Annotated in this window: 20 protein-coding genes; 7 read left to right on the forward strand and 13 right to left on the reverse strand. The window is 38.8% G+C overall.

The features are described 5' to 3' along the window. Positions 1-1,446: an FAD-binding oxidoreductase gene (locus EHQ31_RS15655; protein WP_135571802.1), complete on the forward strand. Its 1,446-nt coding sequence runs from the start codon at positions 1-3 to the stop codon at positions 1,444-1,446. Here EHQ31_RS15655 and EHQ31_RS15660 read toward each other — a convergent pair. From EHQ31_RS15660 to EHQ31_RS15690, 7 genes are read right to left on the reverse strand one after another with little or no spacing between them, the layout of a single operon-like run. Next, entirely contained in the window at positions 1,443-2,579 is a 1,137-nt protein-coding gene (locus EHQ31_RS15660) for an LptF/LptG family permease (protein ID WP_135571804.1), read from the reverse strand. The genes EHQ31_RS15655 and EHQ31_RS15660 overlap by 4 nt on opposite strands. After that, a complete protein-coding gene (locus EHQ31_RS15665; RefSeq protein ID WP_135571806.1) occupies positions 2,576-3,859 on the reverse strand; it encodes a PP2C family protein-serine/threonine phosphatase in 1,284 nt (427 codons plus the stop codon). Before EHQ31_RS15665 ends, EHQ31_RS15660 begins: the two co-directional genes overlap by 4 nt. Further along, entirely contained in the window at positions 3,856-4,281 is a 426-nt protein-coding gene (locus EHQ31_RS15670; protein ID WP_135571808.1) for an acyl-CoA thioesterase, read from the reverse strand. The genes EHQ31_RS15665 and EHQ31_RS15670 overlap by 4 nt, the downstream gene beginning before the upstream one ends. A 6-nt stretch (positions 4,282-4,287) precedes the next feature. Further along, on the reverse strand, positions 4,288-6,429 hold the full coding sequence (gene pbpC, locus EHQ31_RS15675; protein WP_135571810.1) for a penicillin-binding protein 1C: 2,142 nt from the start codon (positions 6,427-6,429) through the stop codon (positions 4,288-4,290). Continuing rightward, the gene (locus tag EHQ31_RS15680; protein ID WP_135571812.1) at positions 6,407-7,021 is read right to left on the reverse strand and encodes an RsmD family RNA methyltransferase; all 615 of its coding nucleotides are present in this window, start codon (positions 7,019-7,021) and stop codon (positions 6,407-6,409) included. The genes pbpC and EHQ31_RS15680 overlap by 23 nt, the downstream gene beginning before the upstream one ends. Beyond that, positions 7,022-7,549: a tetratricopeptide repeat protein gene (locus EHQ31_RS15685; RefSeq protein WP_135571814.1), complete on the reverse strand. Its 528-nt coding sequence runs from the start codon at positions 7,547-7,549 to the stop codon at positions 7,022-7,024. It abuts the gene before it with no gap. Position 7,550: 1 nt separating this feature from the next. Further along, complete coding sequence (locus tag EHQ31_RS15690) at positions 7,551-7,730, reverse strand: hypothetical protein (protein ID WP_004787310.1); 180 nt, start codon at positions 7,728-7,730, stop codon at positions 7,551-7,553. Positions 7,731-7,887: 157 nt separating this feature from the next. Here EHQ31_RS15690 and EHQ31_RS15695 point away from each other — a divergent pair, with 157 nt between their 5' ends. The 5 genes from EHQ31_RS15695 (at position 7,888) to EHQ31_RS15715 (ending at position 11,207) form a co-directional block, all read left to right on the forward strand. Further along, positions 7,888-8,817, forward strand: coding sequence for a hypothetical protein (locus EHQ31_RS15695; RefSeq protein WP_135571816.1), 930 nt, complete (start codon positions 7,888-7,890; stop codon positions 8,815-8,817). Then, complete coding sequence (locus tag EHQ31_RS15700) at positions 8,814-9,230, forward strand: hypothetical protein (RefSeq protein WP_135571818.1); 417 nt, start codon at positions 8,814-8,816, stop codon at positions 9,228-9,230. Before EHQ31_RS15695 ends, EHQ31_RS15700 begins: the two co-directional genes overlap by 4 nt. Then, entirely contained in the window at positions 9,223-9,636 is a 414-nt protein-coding gene (locus tag EHQ31_RS15705; protein WP_135571820.1) for a SufE family protein, read from the forward strand. Before EHQ31_RS15700 ends, EHQ31_RS15705 begins: the two co-directional genes overlap by 8 nt. 73 nt (positions 9,637-9,709) lie before the next feature. Next, positions 9,710-10,891, forward strand: coding sequence for a serine hydrolase domain-containing protein (locus EHQ31_RS15710; RefSeq protein ID WP_135571822.1), 1,182 nt, complete (start codon positions 9,710-9,712; stop codon positions 10,889-10,891). A gap of 4 nt (positions 10,892-10,895) precedes the next feature. Then, positions 10,896-11,207 (forward strand): hypothetical protein, encoded by a 312-nt coding sequence (locus EHQ31_RS15715; RefSeq protein WP_135571824.1) that lies wholly within the window; start codon positions 10,896-10,898, stop codon positions 11,205-11,207. Between the two features lie 8 nt (positions 11,208-11,215). Here EHQ31_RS15715 and EHQ31_RS15720 read toward each other — a convergent pair whose 3' ends face one another. From EHQ31_RS15720 to EHQ31_RS15730, 3 genes are read right to left on the reverse strand one after another with little or no spacing between them, the layout of a single operon-like run. After that, positions 11,216-12,133, reverse strand: coding sequence for an energy transducer TonB (locus EHQ31_RS15720; RefSeq protein ID WP_135571826.1), 918 nt, complete (start codon positions 12,131-12,133; stop codon positions 11,216-11,218). Further along, positions 12,114-13,139, reverse strand: a complete 1,026-nt coding sequence (gene ruvB / locus EHQ31_RS15725; RefSeq protein WP_135571827.1) for a Holliday junction branch migration DNA helicase RuvB — start codon at positions 13,137-13,139, stop codon at positions 12,114-12,116. Before ruvB ends, EHQ31_RS15720 begins: the two co-directional genes overlap by 20 nt. Before the next feature lies 1 nt (position 13,140). Then, positions 13,141-14,310, reverse strand: a complete 1,170-nt coding sequence (locus EHQ31_RS15730; protein ID WP_208652787.1) for a trypsin-like peptidase domain-containing protein — start codon at positions 14,308-14,310, stop codon at positions 13,141-13,143. 123 nt (positions 14,311-14,433) lie between these two features. Here EHQ31_RS15730 and EHQ31_RS15735 point away from each other — a divergent pair, with 123 nt between their 5' ends. After that, positions 14,434-14,991, forward strand: coding sequence for a DJ-1 family glyoxalase III (locus EHQ31_RS15735; protein ID WP_135571831.1), 558 nt, complete (start codon positions 14,434-14,436; stop codon positions 14,989-14,991). Between the two features lie 50 nt (positions 14,992-15,041). Here EHQ31_RS15735 and EHQ31_RS15740 read toward each other — a convergent pair whose 3' ends face one another. From EHQ31_RS15740 to EHQ31_RS15750, 3 genes are read right to left on the reverse strand one after another with little or no spacing between them, the layout of a single operon-like run. Further along, on the reverse strand, positions 15,042-15,398 hold the full coding sequence (locus EHQ31_RS15740; protein WP_135571833.1) for an STAS domain-containing protein: 357 nt from the start codon (positions 15,396-15,398) through the stop codon (positions 15,042-15,044). A gap of 43 nt (positions 15,399-15,441) precedes the next feature. Next, positions 15,442-17,043, reverse strand: a complete 1,602-nt coding sequence (locus EHQ31_RS15745) for a carboxyl transferase domain-containing protein (protein ID WP_135571834.1) — start codon at positions 17,041-17,043, stop codon at positions 15,442-15,444. Between the two features lies 1 nt (position 17,044). Beyond that, the gene (locus EHQ31_RS15750; protein ID WP_135571836.1) at positions 17,045-17,950 is read right to left on the reverse strand and encodes an alpha/beta fold hydrolase; all 906 of its coding nucleotides are present in this window, start codon (positions 17,948-17,950) and stop codon (positions 17,045-17,047) included. Positions 17,951-17,952 lie beyond the last annotated feature (2 nt).

Genomic DNA, 17,952 nt, shown 5'->3' on the forward strand with positions numbered 1-17,952 from the left:
ATGGTCGCTAAAAAAACTAAATCAGCTCCTGAAATTAAAGTTCCTAATAAGGAAAAAGTGGAAGCATGGGGAATGAGTTCTTTTTCTCTTTCACCAGTGTTTCGACCAGAAACAGAAGAAGAAATCAAAGAACTTTTTGTTTGGGCCAATCATACCGGCACCAAAGTTGCGTTACGCGGCGGCGGTTGCAGTTATGGTGACGCATCCACGAATACTGAAGGAGTTGTTTTAGATCTCACTCGTTTTAATAAAGTTTTAGATTTTAATCTGAAAACAGGTGTGATGACCGTACAATCTGGTGCTCGGATCAAAGATCTTTGGGAAACTGGAATCGAAAATGGTTTTTGGCCACCAGTGGTTTCTGGAACTATGATGCCAACCTTAGGTGGGGCACTTTCTATGAACATTCATGGAAAAAACAACTTTAAAGTAGGAACCATTGGCGAACACATTAAAGAGTTTACCTTCCTGACTGCCAAAGGAGATATTTTAGTTTGTTCTCCTAAAAAAAATACCGATTTGTTTTATTCTGCAATTTCCGGCTTTGGAATGTTAGGTTGCTTTTTGACAGTTCAAATCAAAATGAAACCAATCTATGCAGGAAAAATGAAAATTGATCCCGTGTATGTCAGAAACTTCGATGAACTATTCGCTTATTTCGAAGAACACTATAAAACTTCTGATTATTTAGTAGGATGGATAGATGCCTTTGCATCGGGAAAATCTATGGGCAGGGGCCAAATTCACAAAGCCACCAACCTAAAAGAAGGAGAAGATCCAGACTTTCCAGGGAACTGCCTGCTAGAAAGACAACACCTTCCTTCTCGTCTATTCTATTTGATTCCTAAAAAGTGGATGTGGATCCTTATGCGTCCCTTTAGTTTTAATTTAGGAATGCGACTCGTCAATTTGGCTAAATGTATTGCGAGTATTCTCGTAAACAATAAAGCCTATTACCAAGGTCATGCAGAATATGCATTCCTTTTGGACTATGTTCCTAATTGGAAATTTGTTTATAAACCAGGTTCGATGATTCAATACCAAGTGTTCATTCCAAAGGAAAACGCAAAACAAGCGTTTCGTGAAATTTTTACTGTATGCCAAGAACGTGGAATTGTGAACTACCTATCTGTTTTCAAAAAACACAAACCTGATCCGTTTTTACTGACTCATGCAGTGGATGGATTTTCTATGGCGATGGATTTTCCAGTTACTAAAGGAACCAAAGAAAAACTATGGCCCCTTTGTCATGAAATGGATGAAATTGTTTTAAAACACAAAGGAAGGTTTTATTTTGCAAAAGACTCCACTCTTCGCAAACGTGTGATGGAATCGTATTTTCCAAAAGAAAATCTAAAACGGTTTTATTCCTTAAAGAAAAAGTATGATCCGAAAGGCATTTTACAAACGGATCTTTACAAACGAGTGTTTTTAACTGAAAATTAAATATTCATTCGTCGATACAAAAAATAAGCTGCCGAAGTAAAAATCACTGGTGTCATCCACATACCGATCCAAATCGGTAAGGCACCATTTTCCGCTAAAGTTTTGGCAGTCGAATTCAAAATATAATATAACAAAACAACGGCGATAGTTAAACCAAGACTTGCCACACCTGCAGAACGTTTGGTGATAGCACCGGCAAGTGCTCCAAGAGCCACTACAACAAAAGACATAAGAGGCATTGCAAACGCCATATGTTGTTGAATGATGACATTGCGAAAAGGAATTCCTTTGGTAATCCTTGAATCTATTTCATCGGCCAATTCAAAAAAATTCATCTCTTCGGGATTACGAACTGGTTTAGAAAAGTAAGCTAAATCCTCCGGGAAATCATAAGTTTTTTCTGCATATTTGGTTCGGGAAACCAACTCTAAGTTTTCGTTAAATCGAACCTCTTCTGCATCATACAAAACCCAACTATGTGGGGATGGAATGAACTTTGCCTTCTGTGAGGACACAGTGTACGTAGGGTGACCATCTGGAGTGATTTCGATATAATTGAATCCACCTTTCACAGTGTTTTCTTTTTCATCGATCCAATAGACGTAATAAAATCCTTTTTTTCCCTTGATATGCAATTGGTAAACAAAATCGATCAAACGGTTAGAACCCTTTGCCATTATGCTATATTCAATTTGTGCTTTTTTGTTTGCAGGAATGACTACGGTTTGTCCAAACAAAGTCATAATGAGCCACATTGAAATTCCAAAAAACAAAATGGGTGTAATGATTCGAATAAAAGAAACCCCTGCCACCATCATCGCCACAAGCTCTTTGTTTACACTAAATTGGCCGATTACAAAACAAACGGAAAACATCAATGCCGGTGCGACAACTTGATCCACCATCGATGGCAAAGAATATAAAACATGAAGATACACATGTGCTTGGTTCACTTTGGAAGAAACCAAATACTTCATCACATCAGTGAACTTATAAATCACAATCATCGATGTTAACATGATGAGAGTTCCAATAAATGTTTTGAAAAAATCTAAAAATAAATAACGGTCTAATGTTCGAAAAGGAATGAACTCTTTTTTGAACCAAAGAAATGGAGTTAACAACAAATTCATAAAATTTCCAATAGTAACATACTCATATCGTCGGAAATTCGTTTTGCCGAAAATGACATGGAGTCCTCATATAGAGCATTTAAAAATTCTTCACCTTTTTTGTCAGAATGATTTTTTATAGAGGAGAGTAAATGTTCGTCTCCATAAATCTCTCCAACCTCATTAAAAACTTCCAAAATTCCATCAGAATAGAGTAAAATGCGGTCTCCTGAATTTGGTGTGATCGTAAAATCTTTTAAGTTTGGTTTCAAATAAGAAACAATAAGAGTGCCCATGCCTTCTATAAAACTTGGATCAGAATCTTTTTCCATCCTGACAAGAGGGGGATGGCCTGCGACGGAATATCGAATTTCTTTTGTATCAGTATCCACAAAGAGTACACAAGCGCTAATATGATTGCCTGGCACTAACGTTTGCAAGTCGGTATGAATTGATTTTAAACAAGTTGAAGGTTCGTTTTGGTTTCCATGAATTTTAAAAGCGAGAACTGCCATTGCAGAAACCATAGCAGAGGCAATTCCATGACCAGATACGTCGGCAAAAAAAAGGGCCAACTTTCCATCCTCTCTTTCCAAATAACTAATAGCATCTCCACCTACTTGCCCAAAAGACCTGAAAAAAGAATGTAGACGAAGACCTTTTGTTTTTGGCCACTCGGTCGTAACTAAATTGGATTGAGTTTCGTTTGCCAATTCAAGTTCATTTAACATTCGGTCTTGAAACCCTTTGAGTTGGGATTCAGAGATCCTAAGTTTTTCAACAGAACTTAATCGTATATTTAGTGTTAAATAAGAAACGAGCGCCGGTGTAATGATTGCAGAAAGATAAAGTGGTAAATCTACCTGAGGTTCTTTTGTATAAATACCTATGAGTATTCCCGCAGAAGTGATTGTTCCCAAATATGAAACAAGGGAGCGACGATCAACAAAACTCACTCCAATACAAGAAAGAACCAAAATCATTCCTACCAGATAACCTATGTAAAGTGAATTCCAATAAAGTAAAATGAGAGAATGCGCACTCATCGTATAAAAGAAAAAAAGCATGATGGATTGGATTTGTTTACGAACCCAATCTGAAAAATAGGTGGCTATAAAAAATCCAAAGGTGACAGAGGCATGTAAAATACGGATCCATTTAGGATCATACAATCCCAACTCAATTGTAGGGGCAAAAACTCCAAAACCTATAAAACTAAAAAAAACAATGAGGCAGATCCTTGAAATCTTCATCACCTCATCATCAAGTTTAAATCGTTCTTGGAAGGATTGTTTATTCATACCAAATGGTTAGATCCAAATTTTGTTTTAAAATATTCGGGAAGAGCGGAAGTTTTTTGTAATTCAAAATCAAACCAGACAAAGGCAGCATTTCCTGTTAATACACATTCTTCGTTTTCATTCCACATGGAACAAATCACAGTGAATGCTCTAGAAGATATGGATTCGACTTCCAAGGTAATCTCTAACGTAGCAGGAAAAACAACTTGTTTGCGATAATCCATATCGAGATGTGTTAACACAGGCCCAGCTTTCACTGGTTTTAATGGTGAGTCCCACAATCCTTCTTTGGTAAAATAATCGGCCCTAGCAGATTCAAAGTATCTAACATACGTAACATTGTTTACGTGACCGAAAGCATCCATCTCACCCCAGACTACCTGTTGTGTGAATTTATGTTTGTATTTGATTGGTTTTGGCATTTGTTGTTACCGAACTTCAAATAAAGAAAGAGATAAAACTTTATCATCTCTATCTTTTACTTGCAAACGATATTCTCCCTTCTTTGGATCCCAGAGGTAAGGCCCTCCGGCAGAGCCAATCTTTTCATCGTTTAAATAATAAGAATACGAAACATCGTAAGAACTGAATGTAAAGAGGATTTTTTGGCGACCTAAAGGAATATCTGGATCCAATGCAAAGATACTTCCATTCACAGGTGTAAGGATCCTTGTTGTCTTTGTCCTCTCTATCCTACTCTCCTTAGACGATGTAAAACTGGAATTTGAATCATCAGAACTTATCTCTTGTGGTGGATTTAGTTGAGAACCTAGTGATTCATGAAATAAATCCATTGTCTCTCGCCAAACAGGAGCAGCACCAGTAATTCCCGATACATCTAACATAGGACTTCCTGTGGGATTTCCTACCCAAACTCCTACGGTAAAAAATTCTGAATAACCAATACACCAATTGTCCCTCATATCTTGGCTTGTTCCCGTTTTAACAGAGGTATAATAAGAAGTAGATAAAAAATTATCCCATCCAAATCCGAGAGACCTAGCCTCTCGATCGGAAAGGATTTCAGACACCAGATAACTTGATTTAGGCGAAAACACCTTTCTTGGACTAGTCAATTCTTGGGAAAGATCAAATTTTAATTCGGAATACATTCCTCCGTTGGCTAAGGTTCGGTAAGCATTGGTCAACTCTAAAAGAGTGATGTCGGCTGTTCCGAGAGCCAAAGATGGGCCATAAAATTCAGGATACCGAAGCCCAGTGATTCCTAGTCTTTCTAATACCAAAATAAATTCATTGATGTCTAAAAATGACAATGCCCTGATAGCTGGGATATTTAAGGAAGAACCAAGGCTTTCACGAACCGTAACATTTCCTTTATAGGATTTATCATAATTTAACGGCCGATAGATTCCTTGGTAAACGGGAATGCCCACCGGCGAATCCGAAAGAATGGAATCGGGTGTCAGTTTATTTTCTTCAAAGTTTTGTGCATAAACAAAAGGTTTTAAAGTGGAACCCACTTGCCTTTTGCTTCGAATGAGATCAAGTTTGGATACTGAACTTTCCTCCCCAATATTTGGAACATAAACCAATACTTGGCCTGTGCGATTGTCGATCACAACCACAGCCCCATCTTTTACATTTTTGTCGGTCAGTGTTTTTACATTTCGTTTTAGGATCTCTTCCACTTTTCTTTGAAAGGTTAAAGACAAGGATGAGTTCAATTGTGAATTGTTTTTAAACTCATCTTTGTTTTGTTTCTCAGCTAAAGCATCTAAAAAAGTTTTTGTATATAGTGGAACAAAGGATGGGTATTGAGGATAATCTAAACTTCGAAACAGACTTTCCCTAACAAATTGGGAAATTGATTCACAGTCACTGACACCATCTTTTTCTTTTTTAAGTAAACAAACTCGTTTGATTACTTTTTCAATGGGACTTTGAGGGGAACGTATGAGGGCCGCGAGTAAATATGTTTCGTTAGGTGTGAGAGCATCAGGAGATTTTCGAAAAAGCCCTTTACTTGCAGATGTAATTCCTTTTAACTCCCCTCTGAAATAAATCAAATTGATATAGGCAGTAAAAATTTCTTCCTTAGTCCAAGTTTCTTCTAACTCTACTGCCCTTTGGATTTGTTTGATTTTTTGGAAAAAAGTTTTTCTTTTGGATGCAGAGGATTTTAGTTCTGGATCCAAAAGAGAAACAAGCTGCATCGAAATCGTCGATCCACCTCGTAATGTTTGTCCTTTCAAATTCCCAAAGAAAGAAGATACAAGTGCATTTGAATCAATACCAGTATGTTCAAAGAATCGTTTGTCTTCTGCATGAATCACAGAATCGATTAAGAACTTGGGAAGTTTTTGATATTCGGTCCATTCTTCTGAACGGTAATCATTTCTGATTCGGTATCTTTGGATGAGTTCCCCTGTTCGATCAAACACTTGTATGTCAGAAGGAAGGTATTGTGATTTTACTTCTTTGTAAGTTGGTAAAGCGCTGAGTGTAAAATTACAAAAAAAGATTCCAATGATAAATATAAATTGGAAAAATAACTTACCAGTGAATCGAAAATTTAAATTGTTTTTTTTAAGATTGGGGAGTCTCGACATTTTCGAAACCAGTTTCTATGATAAAATGACTACCATACTCTCTTACTTTATGAGGAACCTCTGACCAAATTTTATCGATTGGTTGGTGTTCAGGGATTTGGCATAAAATTAGGAAAGGTTTTTGTAAAGATAAACAAAAAGCATATAATCCTTCTAACATCACTTTCATACGAGTAGGAGTTTCCGACCAATACGTGTAAGGTGGATCCAAATAAAAGATATAAGCCGACTCTTCTCCCAATTCCCACTTTAATGCGTGTTTGGTTGCATCTTTTCGAAACAATTGTACTTGGGTTAGTCCACGAAAAAGAGAGTGAAGTTGCCTAAACCTAGTTTGATCCAATTCATAAGTGAGAAGTCTATGTACTGATAAACTATAGGCTTCGGCCGAAATTTGACCACTTCCTGCAAAATAATCACAAAACAAAACAGATTCAAAACTAAGACCCCAAGAAAGCAAACGTGAATCCATTAAGGAAAAAATAGCTTTTTTGACGAGGCTATTGGTAAAATTCAAATGTCCAGAAACATCGGATGGTGATGGAATTTCTTTTCCCTTCCACTTTCCCTGTGATACACGTAATCCTTTCATTTATTTACCTGAGGATTTAATCTCTTCTAACTGCGATAACACGTGTTTGGAGGGAGAGTTTGATTCAATTTCAGAAAATACTTTTTTTGCTTCTGATTCATTTTTTAGATCCATAAGACCAAGTCCGTATAAAAGAAGCGCATCATTGTACTTGGGGCTTGTTTTTCCAAATTTTTGGAAATCTTTTCCCCATTCAATGAGTAAATCTGAGTCGCCAAACACAAGAGCGCGTTCCATAAACAAATAGATTGCGTTCCAATAGTGAACCGATGATCGAAAGTTAGGTGGAACATCACGAACCACCTTAGTCTTAAGTTGTGCCCAATTTTCTTCTGTAGAAACATAAAGGAAAAAAATCCGAGGATCCTTCTCATTCTCAGGTCCGTTTAAGTATTGTAGGGACCCTTTGGAAACAGTAGCGTAATTTCCTTTTTTAAATTCGGCATAGAGGGTTGAAAAACCTGAGGTTTCTCCCCAAAGGAACGAAGGCAGAATTAAAAAACCAAAAATATACTGAAAATAAGACAAATTACAGTTCGGTGATATTCGAAGATCCGCACATAGGGCAGATCAATTCCCAAGAATCGAGGTATTCGTCCTCCCCTTCGGCTTCCCAACGGTGGTCACAATCCTCACAAGCATACGTTACGACGTCTTCGTTGAGGCTATCTGCATCGAATTCGTCATCATCTAAAAAGTCATCTTCCATACCCTTCTCACTAAATCACAAAGAAAAAGCCGTGTCAAGTGGGGAGGGCAAAAAAAAATGGGAACCAACGATGGCGATTTACTCCCGGTACGAACCACACAGAAAGAAGAAATCAAAGACACCGCTATTTCTATTGGTTTTAGCGCTTGGTCTGTCCGTGTTAGGGTTTACCTATAGAAAAGAAATTTATTTTCTTTTTGCAAAAGACCAAAGTGTCAGAGCAGAAAAAACCAAAGAAAAAACAATCGAACTCTGGAAATCAGGAAATCTCAAAGAAAAAGATATAGAAGATTTCCAATCCATTGCCACAACCTACTCAGAAAAAGATCCAACCGATCCTGTTGCCTTTCATTTGATTGCAAGGAGTTTGTATTGGAACCTTTATCGAATCGGAATTTATTTTGACCACGATAGTTTGATTTTGCACTTAGGATCCGAGTTTAAAAACTTCATTGGATCATCTGTTCTTGCAGATTCCACATTGGATTCTATATTTTGGAATGCAAGGACTGCCGAATCTTTTTCCTCTTCCCCATTTACCGATTGGGAAAATAACAAAGTATTGTTGTTTTTAGGGGAAACACATCGCCAAGTCAAACGGCCGCAAGTTTTGATTGCGGAATACGGAAATTTAGACCGTTCCAAACTTTCTCCCGAATTCCAAACTGTTTATATTTGGTTACTCACCTTCAATACTATGTTAGCTGGTGATGCAACAGGTCTTGATAAACTCATCACCATAACCAAAGACCCAACGTACAAAGCGGGAATCCAATTCACTCCAAGAGAAGAGAATTTTTTACGAGGACTTGGAAAGTTTTATAAAAAAGATTATGTAGGCGCTTTGTCTCTGCTTAGACAAGCTAAGTCGAACAATCCAGATCGAATTACAGAAACTTCTATTATCACCGAAGCGACAATCTTTCACTTACAAAACCTTTCGCAAAAAGGAATCGATCTCTTAGAAGAGTTTTATCTTTCTTCAGGCAAAAAAAATCCTGAGATCCCACTTCTTGTGGCTAAGATGGTTTCTGAAAAACCAGGAACGAAAACCAAATTGGATTTAACACCGGAAAAAATAGAATGAAAATTTTCCTTTTTACATTTTCCAATATTTTTTCTATATCCCAATCCATGCGTCTAACGGTCGCTATTTTGTTTATTGGTTTGATTTCCGTTTTTTTTTCCAACTGTGGATTGTTTTATAAAGGTGTACCCAAAGCCGGCGAATTTTGTTATGTTCTCGTCAAACCTCCAGAATGTTTGTATGTAGATTTTGAATCCAAAAAACTAATTTGGAAAGATGTAGAATATGTATTAGAAGAAAAACTCCGGATGGATTATTTTTTTAAATCGAATGGAGAATTGTATGAACTCACTGTCTCCACTGTCAATCGAGTGGAAATAAAAAATCTAACTAATGCAAACTTTAACCAATTCTACATGAGAAAAAAGGATAAGTTTGTTGAAATTCCAACACCAGGCACCAAACATGAGTAAGTCGATAGAAGAAATTCAAAAAGAAATCATAGCAGAGTTTTCTGATCTAACCGACTGGGAAGAAAAATTCCAATACCTAATTGAGTTGGGTGAAGAACTTCCCCCTTATCCCGATGAAAAACGAACAGAAGAATATATAGTCCCAGGTTGCCAATCCCGAGTTTGGGTAGCACCAAAATTGGAAGCCGGAAGATTGGAGTTCGATGCGGATAGTGACACAGCTCTCACAAAAGGTCTAATCGCCATTTTAATACGCGTCTTTTCAGGACAATCTCCCAAAGATATAGCGGATGCCTCACTCGGTTTTATCGAAGAAGTAGGTCTTGCAAAGTTTCTTTCGATCTCACGAAGGAACGGACTTTTTTCTATGGTACAAAAACTTAAAGGATACGCAGAAAAAGCGTAACCATTTTCTTTTTTCCTTTTCAAACGATAAATACTCGCATAGAATTCTGAAACGAATCTGAATCAGGAATTCTATGAAACGAAGCCTTATCTTTCTACTTTTATTAACCTTTGTACATTGCGGCAAAGACCTCTCCCCTTTTGGTGGTGAACCAGAAATAACCACATTAAAACCCCGATTGAAACCAGAATGGCCAAATCCCAACTGGAAAGTTGTCTCACCTGAATCCGTAGGAGTATCTTCCACTAAACTAGGGTTAGTAGAAGAATATGCTTTCACAAGAACTGGAGATGAAACCGATCGCAAAGGAAGACGAACCGATGCGTTGGTGATTTTAAGAAATGGAAAACTCATTTATGAAAAATACGCAAGGAACTTTTCCGAAGACAAAATTCATTTAACTTGGTCTGTTTCTAAAAGTATTTTACAAACCATGTATGGAATTGCTGTCAAAGAGGGTCTTGTTAAGTTAGACGATCCCGGTTATTACCATTACGAACCACTGAGTCGTGATGAAGCTCATAAAAAAATTACAATTAGACATCTTCTCAATATGTCCTCTGGACTTGCTGCAGAAGAAGGATATGAAAGTGGCCCCTTAAAATCTTCTGTGATTGCTATGTTGTATACCAGAGGACGTAAAGACATGGGAGCCTTCTGTGCAGGCCTTCCACTCCGTGCAGAACCAGGAACCCAGGTTTACTATTCCAGTTGTGATACCAATATCCTCTCTGCCATTCTCAAAAAAGTATATGGTGCTGAGGAATACGACAAACTGCCTTTTGAAAAAATATTCAAACCTCTTGGGATTACAAATGTAACTTTTGAACGAGATGGGTCTGGAACTTACGTTGGATCCTCTTATCTTTATATGACTGCCAAAGACTTAGCAAAAATTGGTTATTTATATTTAAACGATGGAGTATGGAACGGTGAACGTTTGTTACCTGAGGGTTGGGTTCAGTTTACAAGAACACCTGCCCCTGGATATAAAACCACACCATATTCCGAGGATTTAGACCAAGACAATTATACTGCCCACTGGTATGCCAATACAGGTGTTCCCGAAAGAGGAGTTCACGAACCTTGGCCCGATGCCCCAAAAGATACCTTTGCAGGCCTTGGTCACTGGGGACAGATGTTGTATGTAATTCCAAGCCTTGATTTAATCATTGTTCGGTTTGGTGATGATCGCGAAAAAGCGTTTATCAAAAATGATTTTTTAAAATTAGTGAAAGAGTCGGTAATTCGGTAATCTTATGAAAAGAAAAATTTCTGTGATCCTATCATTGTTGTTTTTATTTATTTTGTTTTGGGCACAATGGAACTGGAAACATCTTTCTAGTTTCCCATCCATTATTTCTAGTTTTTATTCCAAAGAATATTGTAGTTGTTACTTTGTGATGCAACTTTCCGAAGAACAGTGCCATGACTTTGCACGTCAGTGGGTTCCCATTAGCGAATTCAAATTAGACAAGGAAAATATGTCTGTGACAGTGAAGGGACTAGGACGAACCAATACAGCCAAATTCCTTTCTAAAGAATACGGTTGTACTCTTGTGACAGAGTAAAGTAAACGCTAACGATAATATCTCATTCCAGGAAAGATGAAGTTGATTCCAAAGATAAGACCTTTGGATTTCACTTCTTCCGGAACGGGGCCAAAATTTTGCCCTCGAATCGAATCCATACAAGCTTGGTCTACCACCACTTGCCCTTGTGAGGTCACCAAACGAACATCCAAAACTTGGCCTTGTTCGCTTAACATAAATAAAACTTTGGTTTCCCCTTCTTTGATTCCTTCTCGTGCGACAACACCTGCCATGTCTCGGTAAGCATAGTTTCCACCACCAGGAGGAGCAAAAGATTCCTCAATTCGTTTTAACATGTTTTTAAAGTAATAATAACCTGCTAATTGTTTGGTGGGAATCGTAAGAGCTTTGGCACCGTCCCAACGGAACAAAAAGTCTTGTTGGAACCTATAGTTAAACGGAATTTTTGTCATTTGCCCAGAACTTGCGGACTGGTTCGGACTTTCTTCGGCATTGGAATTGGTTTTGGGATCTGCTTTAAAAATCCCTACTTCAAAAAGTTCTTCTTCTTTGGATTGTTCTGATTTGGGTTGGGCTTTACTTGGAGTGGATGCAGAACTTCCCATGATGAATTCACGAAATTGTGTGAGAGTATGGAATCCTTGTTTTTCCGTGAGGCCACCACCGCCCGACGAATCCTTGTTAGAGAGGGCTTTGTATTCATCTTTTTTGTCTGGGTTGATAAACTGCTGTTCGACAAGAACTTCGTAAATTTTTTCCTGTTCTTTGGGCCCTAACATTTCAGCGGCTTGTTCTTCAGCCATCATCTTCCAAAGCATATTCCTTGTGATGAGGTGTGCGAGGACAAAGGAGGCAATGAGGATGACAAAGGTGAAGGCGAAGAAAAGTCTACGTTCCCCTTCTTCCTTTTCAGGTAACCGGAAATCAAAAGAGAGTTGGGCCATTTTCGCGATTTTCCCCGATATTTCCAGTATACACAATTCCCAAATGTTCGTAAGCTTTTTTCGTAGCCACTCGCCCTTGTGGTGTGCGGTCAATGAGACCCACCCGGACAAGAAATGGTTCGTAGGTGTCTTCTAAAGTGCGTTCTTCTTCCCCAAGAACCACCGCAATGGGTTTGATTCCCACAGGCCCACCACCGTAACGATGGATGAGAATGTCCAAAATTTGGCGATCCACGGCATCGAGGCCCAAATGGTCCACACCCATCCTTTCGAAAGCAAACTTGCAAGTTTCTAAACTAACAGAAGTTTCATTGCGAACTTCTGCAAAGTCCCGAACTCGTTTCAAAAGATGATTGGCAATCCTTGGAGTTTTGCGGCTTCGTTTTCCAATCTCTAAAGCCACCCCATCTCCCAGAGAAACTCCAAGGAGTTTTGCCGAACGATCCACGATGATTTGCATTTCCCCATCAGTATAAAAATCCAGTTTGAGATGGATTCCAAACCGTGACTTTAAGGGTTCACTCACAAGCCCAGAGCGAGTGGTGGCACCGACAAGGGTAAAGGGTTGGAGTTGGATCTGGAGGGCATTGGCAGTGACTCCTTCGCCTACCACAAGGTCCACAAAGAAGTTCTCCATCGCAGGATAGAGCAACTCTTCTTGTTTTTTGATAAAGCCGTGGATTTCGTCGATAAAAAGGACTTCGTTGGTTTTGAGTAAAGTTAAAAAACGAACAAGATCCGCACCTTTGGAAATAGCAGGAGCGGATGTGGGTGTGAAGGCCACGGCAAGCTCATTGGCAATGATATTGGCAAGAGTGGTTTTTCCAAGGCCAGGAGGACCGGAAATAAGAACATGGTCGAGGGGGCTCTTTCGTTTCCGAGCCGCCTCTACATAAACCGAAAGATTGGCTAAAACCTCTTTTTGTCCTATAAATTCAGATAATTTTGTGGGGCGAAGGCTCGGTTCATCTTCGCCCGGTTGGATCCAATCTTCTCTTAAACTCACCTCAATTGGGTTTCTGCTCTGGAGTGATGGAAGTCAAGATTTCATTTTTATTTCGAATGATTTTTATCTCGATTCGTTTTCCAATTTTTGAAGACCTCACAAAACCAATGAGTTCCTCTGGTGTTTGGATTTCTTTTCCTCCCATTTCTACAATCACATCAAAAAGTTTTAATCCGGCTTTGTCTGAAGGAGATCCCTTGATGATTTGTCGGACAATCGCACCTTTTGTGTCTTTGAGTTTGAGTTGTTCCATATCTTCTTCACTGACAGCATCAAGACCCACACCAATCCAAGGACGAGTGACTTTCCCGTTGGTTTTGATTTCTTCCGCCACTCTCCGTGCTTCATTGATAGGAATGGTAAATCCAATTCCCACGGAGCCGCCTGATTGTGAAGCAATCATACGATTGATCCCGATCACTTCCCCTCGGATGTTGAGGAGTGGGCCTCCACTATTTCCTTGGTTGATGGCAGCATCGGTTTGGATGTAGGATAAACCTGAGGAATCAATCCCTCCCCGTTGTACCGCAGAAACAACCCCGACTGTAAAGGAATGTTCAAAACCGAGTGGGGCACCAATGGCAATGGCCCAGTTTCCTACTTTGACTTTATTGGAATCCGCAAGTACAATCGGACGAAGCGTACCCTTCGGAGCATCTATCTTGAGTAAGGCGATATCCATTGTTTCATCAGAACCAATGAGTTTGGCATCAAAGGTCTTTTGATTTTTAAATTTCACTGTGAGTTTGTCCATGTCTTTGATCACATGGTGGTTCGTCATAATATAACCATCTTCGTTAAGAACAATTCCCGATCCTAGACCTGATTGTTTTTGTTTCATCACACGACCCGATCCACCACCAGGGCGTCCAAAAAAATGATCAAAATATGGGTCTCCCGAAAACGGATGTTGTTGGACATTGACTGTCCTTTCTGTGGCAATCGAAACCACACTGGGAGAAACTTTATCAAAAACTTCTTGGAAGGCATCTTCCAAAGCCACTGCTTGTGTTTGGGCTGGGGATAATTTTTCTCCACCGTCTGCTTTTAATTGCAGAGGATTTTCGGTAGAATTTCCGCAAGTAAGAATGGGAGACAAAAATGTTCCCAACAGTAAAAAACTAAAAGCAACTGCTAAGTAACGTAAAGGATTCGATTTTTTTAAAGTCATAGACAATTAACACTCTCTCCTAATATATAAGACCCGAAAAGTTCCAGGAAAGTTCTCATTTCTTGGGATCGTTTTTTTACAAAAAAACTTGAACATTTTGTACAAAGGTAAACTAGTCTTTTTATGGCAAAACGAGTTTTTATCCCTCTCTGTCCTGGCTTTGAAGAAATGGAAGCCATCATCCTCATTGATGTTTTGAGAAGAGGAAATGTCGAAGTGGTATCCGGCGGAAAATCCAAAGATCCCATCCTTGCCGCAAGAAAAACTCTTCATTTAGCAGACAAAACTTTTTCAGAAATCATTCCCAGTGAATTTGATGCCATCCTTCTTCCGGGTGGACTCGAAGGAACCAAACAACTCATGAAAGATCCAGAAATTAGTTCGATTCTAAAATCATTCCATCAACAATCAAAAATGATTGGAGCCATTTGTGCGGCTCCCAGTGTGCTCAGATATTTAGACATTATCTCCGGTGATGATCCATATACGGCCTTTCCTTCTGCCGATGATTTAGCTAAAGGAAAAGGGGGAATGTATACCGGAAAAAGAATCGAATCACATAACCATATCCATACGAGCATTGGCCCTGGTTCTGCTTTTGAATTTGCTTTGTATATTTTAGAAAGTTTAGAAGGAAAAGAAGTAATGGAAAAAGTGAAGTTGGGTTTACATTTACCTTAATTACGAAACTTGTTTGTTAATAAAACTAGTATATCGTTATAAAACTCTCATTAGTCGGCAGATTCCCTTTCATTCACTAAAGAAATTACGGCATTTTCTTCCGTATCAAACACTTCTAAATGACTTTCCATTCCAGTGAGTTTAAATACTTTAGCTACCGATCCGTGAACGCTACAAACCTTTAAGTTTCCGTGGTATTTTTTTAGTTTGTACATAGCAGTAACAAGTGTCCCGATTCCAGAACTATCCATAAACGGAACTTTTTCCAAATTCACAACGATCTCATATTGGTGTGTCCGCATTTTATCATCCAGAATGTCTTTCAATTCTTTTGCATTGTACAAATCAACCTCACCCTCAATGGTGATGATAGCGACTTGATTGGATGACTTCTCGTGGATGATCATTTGTAATGAGTTTGCATTTCGAAGGAGAATGAAAAGTCAAAAATTACATTCGAAAGACACCAAATGGTTTTCTTTCTTCCTTTCTTTGGCTTAAAATGGACAATGCTCTTCCTAAAACTTTCCTTGTATCAGCAGGATCAATGATTCCATCATCCCAAAGACGAGCAGAACTATATACCGCTGATGATTTTTTTTCATAATCTTCTAAAATCGGCTTTTTAAATATGGCCTCTTCGTCCGCCGACACTGTTTCTTTTGCCGCTTCTTTTTGGTCTTTCTTCACAGTCCAAAGAACATTGGCAGCTTGTTCTCCTCCCATTACAGAGATTCGAGCATTGGGCCACATCCATAAAAATTCAGGGGCGAAGGCACGACCACACATTCCATAATTTCCAGCACCGTAAGATCCACCCGTAACAATCGTTAACTTAGGAACTGTTGTTGTAGAAACAGCATTTACCATTTTGGCGCCGTCCCGAGCAATCCCATTGTTTTCGTATTTTTTCCCTACCATAAACCCTGTGATGTTTTGGAGGAATAAAAGTGGAATTCTTCTTTGGTCACAAAGTTCAATAAAATGAGATGCCTTCAGCGCTGACTCAGAAAATAGAACCCCATGATTGGCAATGATCCCAACAGGATATCCATACACTTCGGCAAACCCAGTCACAATGGTTGTGGCATATAGTTTTTTAAATTCATGAAATCTAGATCCATCCACAATCCTTGCAATGATCTCTCTTGGATCGTAAGACTTTTTAGAATCTCTTTCGATGATCCCATAAATTTCTTCAATGGGATATAGTGGTTCTTCTGTTTCTTTGGGTTGTGAATCTTTTTTTGAGTTTATATTTTTAATGATAGAACGAGTAATTTCCAAAGCATGAAAATCATCTTCGGCATAATGGTCTGTTACACCAGACACACGGCAATGAACATCAGCACCACCTAACTCTTCCCCGGTGACAACCTCACCTGTGGCTGCTTTGACAAGTGGTGGACCACCTAAAAAGATAGTTCCGTTTCCTTTAACAATCACAGACTCGTCAGACATAGCAGGAATATAGGCTCCACCTGCTGTGCAAGACCCCATAACAACTGCTATTTGTGAAATTCCTTTGGCACTCATTCGTGCTTGGTTGAAAAAAATACGTCCGAAGTGATCTTTGTCTGGGAACACTTCATCTTGCATGGGTAAAAATGCCCCGCCAGAATCCACCAAATAAATACAAGGAAGGGAATTGTTTTCGGCAATTTCTTGAGCGCGAACATGTTTTTTGACCGTAAGAGGATAATAAGTTCCTCCTTTGACTGTGGCATCATTGGCAACAATCATACAGTCGACACCTTCCACTTTACCAATTCCAGTGATGATTCCAGCAGAAGGAACGGGATCCGAATAAACACCTTCTCCTGCCAAACCACAAATCTCCATAAACTCAGTTCCCGCATCTATAAGTTCTGCAATTCTTTCTCTAGCAGTGAGTTTCCCTCTTGATTTATGTTTTTCAAGGGCCTTTTTTCCACCACCTAACTTCACATTATCGATAATTTTGCGAATTGGTACAATAGTTTCCAAATATGCTGTACGGTTTGCTACAAATTCAGAGGATTGCGGGTTTGTTTTGGAGATGATTCTTTCCATATTAATCCTTGTTCTGTTTGTTAAAATGAAAGGTTTTTGTTTTTTTATGTGAGAAGGAATCTACAAAGTAATGTAGTTTTTCAAAAATCACTTCAGGACATTCTTCCATCGGAAGATGTTTTGCAGGTAAAAAAACAAGGCTACTTGTCCTAAGAGTTTCTTTCATATACTCGGTTTGGTTGGGAGAAATACGGAAATCTTCCTCACCGATATAAATTTGACGAAGACCCACAAAGTTTTTTGCACCTTCTTCGATTTCGCGAAGCGCATGGGTCGAACGATCCACGTTTCGAATAAATTCTAAAGTGTTTTTGCGCGCCTTACCTTCAAATAACAAATGATACATGGTCTTTTCCCATTCATACGAAAGCTGATGAGTTTTATTTACCAGGAATAATTTATATATCAACCTAAGGAGCGGTGGGCGAAACAAAAAGGAAAACACTTCTCCAACTAGAGGCAAACGAAGGAAATGAAGGGGAAAATAAAAACGAAACTTTGGCAAATTCATAAATCCACCTAAAATGGATAAGGACTTATATTGATTTGCGTGTTCTTTAAAAGTAAAACATAGAATGGGAAGTGCATAATCAAACGCGACAACATGCACCTTTTTATCCCCTACTACCTTTTCTAAAAATGGAGCCAAATAGTGAGCTTGCAACCTATGCGAAAGTGGGTCGTCAGGTCTTGTGCTAAATCCAGTCCCTAAAAAATCAAGTGCAATCACTCGGTAATGTGCAGATAACAAATTAACCAATTTACGGTAGTTATATGATGTAGTTAAAAAACCAGGTAAAAGAAGGATTGTCTCTTCACCTTTTCCTTCATCCAGATAAAAAAAACGTAAATCATCAATTTCTACTGTTTTTCCAGAATTGATATGTTCTAACAAACTGGGTGTCATGT

It is taken from the genome of Leptospira montravelensis, from assembly GCF_004770045.1.
GTDB lineage: Bacteria > Spirochaetota > Leptospiria > Leptospirales > Leptospiraceae > Leptospira_A > Leptospira_A montravelensis.

Bases quoted from the DNA above. Each gene is read 5' to 3' on its own strand.
- EHQ31_RS15665 (WP_135571806.1), bottom strand. From the start codon at position 3,859: ATGAATAAACAATCCTTCCAAGAACGATTTAAACTTGATGATGAGGTG.
- EHQ31_RS15715 (WP_135571824.1), top strand. From the start codon at position 10,896: ATGAAAAGAAAAATTTCTGTGATCCTATCATTGTTGTTTTTATTTATT.
- EHQ31_RS15745 (WP_135571834.1), bottom strand. From the start codon at position 17,043: ATGGAAAGAATCATCTCCAAAACAAACCCGCAATCCTCTGAATTTGTA.
- EHQ31_RS15670 (WP_135571808.1), bottom strand. From the start codon at position 4,281: ATGCCAAAACCAATCAAATACAAACATAAATTCACACAACAGGTAGTC.
- EHQ31_RS15720 (WP_135571826.1), bottom strand. From the start codon at position 12,133: ATGGCCCAACTCTCTTTTGATTTCCGGTTACCTGAAAAGGAAGAAGGG.
- EHQ31_RS15710 (WP_135571822.1), top strand. From the start codon at position 9,710: ATGAAACGAAGCCTTATCTTTCTACTTTTATTAACCTTTGTACATTGC.
- pbpC (WP_135571810.1), bottom strand. From the start codon at position 6,429: ATGTCGAGACTCCCCAATCTTAAAAAAAACAATTTAAATTTTCGATTC.
- EHQ31_RS15690 (WP_004787310.1), bottom strand. From the start codon at position 7,730: ATGGAAGATGACTTTTTAGATGATGACGAATTCGATGCAGATAGCCTC.
- EHQ31_RS15660 (WP_135571804.1), bottom strand. From the start codon at position 2,579: ATGAATTTGTTGTTAACTCCATTTCTTTGGTTCAAAAAAGAGTTCATT.
- EHQ31_RS15705 (WP_135571820.1), top strand. From the start codon at position 9,223: ATGAGTAAGTCGATAGAAGAAATTCAAAAAGAAATCATAGCAGAGTTT.
- EHQ31_RS15730 (WP_208652787.1), bottom strand. From the start codon at position 14,310: ATGACTTTAAAAAAATCGAATCCTTTACGTTACTTAGCAGTTGCTTTT.
- EHQ31_RS15750 (WP_135571836.1), bottom strand. From the start codon at position 17,950: ATGACACCCAGTTTGTTAGAACATATCAATTCTGGAAAAACAGTAGAA.
- EHQ31_RS15740 (WP_135571833.1), bottom strand. From the start codon at position 15,398: ATGATCATCCACGAGAAGTCATCCAATCAAGTCGCTATCATCACCATT.
- EHQ31_RS15735 (WP_135571831.1), top strand. From the start codon at position 14,434: ATGGCAAAACGAGTTTTTATCCCTCTCTGTCCTGGCTTTGAAGAAATG.
- EHQ31_RS15700 (WP_135571818.1), top strand. From the start codon at position 8,814: ATGAAAATTTTCCTTTTTACATTTTCCAATATTTTTTCTATATCCCAA.
- EHQ31_RS15680 (WP_135571812.1), bottom strand. From the start codon at position 7,021: ATGAAAGGATTACGTGTATCACAGGGAAAGTGGAAGGGAAAAGAAATT.
- EHQ31_RS15655 (WP_135571802.1), top strand. From the start codon at position 1: ATGGTCGCTAAAAAAACTAAATCAGCTCCTGAAATTAAAGTTCCTAAT.